This is a genomic window from Petralouisia muris, from assembly GCF_004793545.1.
Taxonomy (GTDB): Bacteria; Bacillota; Clostridia; order Lachnospirales; family Lachnospiraceae; genus Petralouisia; species Petralouisia muris.
The window spans coordinates 1-1,509 of record NZ_SRYA01000202.1 but is presented as its reverse complement, the minus strand read 5'-3'; the positions used below and the strand labels follow the sequence as shown (position 1 = coordinate 1,509).

The following is a 1,509-nucleotide window of genomic DNA, read 5'->3' as shown; positions in this document are numbered from 1 at the left end:
CCGGGCTGTCATGCAAGGTCTGCCGGTAGGCAAGCCGGGCATTGGCCCTGGCTGACCTCTGCTGTAATTTTGCCACTCTGCGGTACGGCGCCGTCTTATGCCTGTGATATGCCATGCGCAGCCCCGACTCACTTACAAGCTCGGTGCGGTGAGCCACTTTAATGCCGACATTTTCATTCTCCGCCTGGTAAATCTTTTTATGGGCGTAGCCGATAGCCGTATTTGCGCCGGCCTTTACCGGGCGCATCGGAACGGGACCTTTAACATGGGCCCGCTGGGATTTTACCTCCTTTTCAAATTTCAGGCGTTTTTTGGCCTTACCCGTATCAGGATCAGAAGATGTTTCCATCCGCAGCTTACGGCGGGCAGGCAGACGGTTTTCCGCCTGCTCCAGTTTTTCCGCTGTCCGTTCCGCTTTCCTCCGGGCTTTGGTGAGCTTTGTATCTTTTGCCTCTGGTGGGAGTTCGTCAGCGGTAAATTCCAGCTTGGAAGGCCGTTTTGGTTCTCCTTCGGCCGCCTCCGGCGGTTTCTCCTTTGGTTCCTCGGCTTTTGCCGCCTCCTGGAAACGCTGCTGGTATTTGTTGCCATGCTGGTGCATCCGGGAACGGCGTTCTGCCTGACCGGGTTCTCCCTGTGTGTGGCGTTCTGTACCAGAATTACCACTGTCAGAATCCGCACGCCGGGAATCCTCATATCTGAAATCCCTCCGGCGCGGTTCCGGTGCAGAAGTTCCCGGTTCCAGAGGGTTTTGTGTTTCAGGTGCCCGTGCCGGCTCATAATCCATATCCCTGCCTTCCAAATGTTCCGGTATGGAAATATCCGTCTGCTGCGGTATATCCGCTTTGGAAGGCTGTGTATCATCCGCTGCCTGCTGTGCTGCGGTTTCATACCTCCGGCTCCGGGCCGTTCCCGAAGAAGAAGGGGCGTCCCTGGCCCGCAGCAGGTTAAAATCCTGTTCGCTCTGCCGGGTGTCCATACGTTCCTCCCCGTGGGAATCACGGACCGGCATCTGGGCATCTTTCTTTTTCCTCTGAAATTCTTTGTCCCGCGGCACTGTTATCACCTCCAGTCATTTTTATTTTTCGGGAATTTACACACCTGCCACTTCATCAGGCCGTGTTGTGAGTACACTGTATAACAGAGTGTCCTTCGGAAAATGATCGACAAAGGGGATAATCACATTCCCGAAAAACAGAAGCCCCTCGCCGGGGCCGGAATGGGTCACATAGGAAAGCTGATGCGGGGAAATTCCCAACTGCTTCGCCAAAATCTGCCGGTCTCCCTGGGCCTGGTTCAGCATGTAGATAAAATCCGAGTTCTCAAAGATATTCTCGATCTCACGGGAGGCCAGCAGGTCCTTCACATTCTGCGTCAGGCCCGATGGTATGCCGCCCCATTTCCTGAACCGTTTCCATATCTCCACACTGAAACTCCCGGTCTGGCCTTTCAAAAGGAATAGCGATAGGTAATCCTTTGATGTTATCTCCGGATTTTCCCCCGCTCTAAACC

At 54.4% G+C, this 1,509-nt stretch carries 2 pseudogenes; both read right to left on the bottom strand.

Features of this window, described 5'->3' with window-relative positions:
• Positions 1–1,054: pseudogene (locus E5329_RS29035) on the bottom strand (peptidase); the annotation flags it as partial.
• Positions 1,055–1,090: 36 nt separating this feature from the next.
• A pseudogene (locus E5329_RS29030) lies at positions 1,091–1,509 on the bottom strand (VirB4-like conjugal transfer ATPase, CD1110 family); the annotation flags it as partial.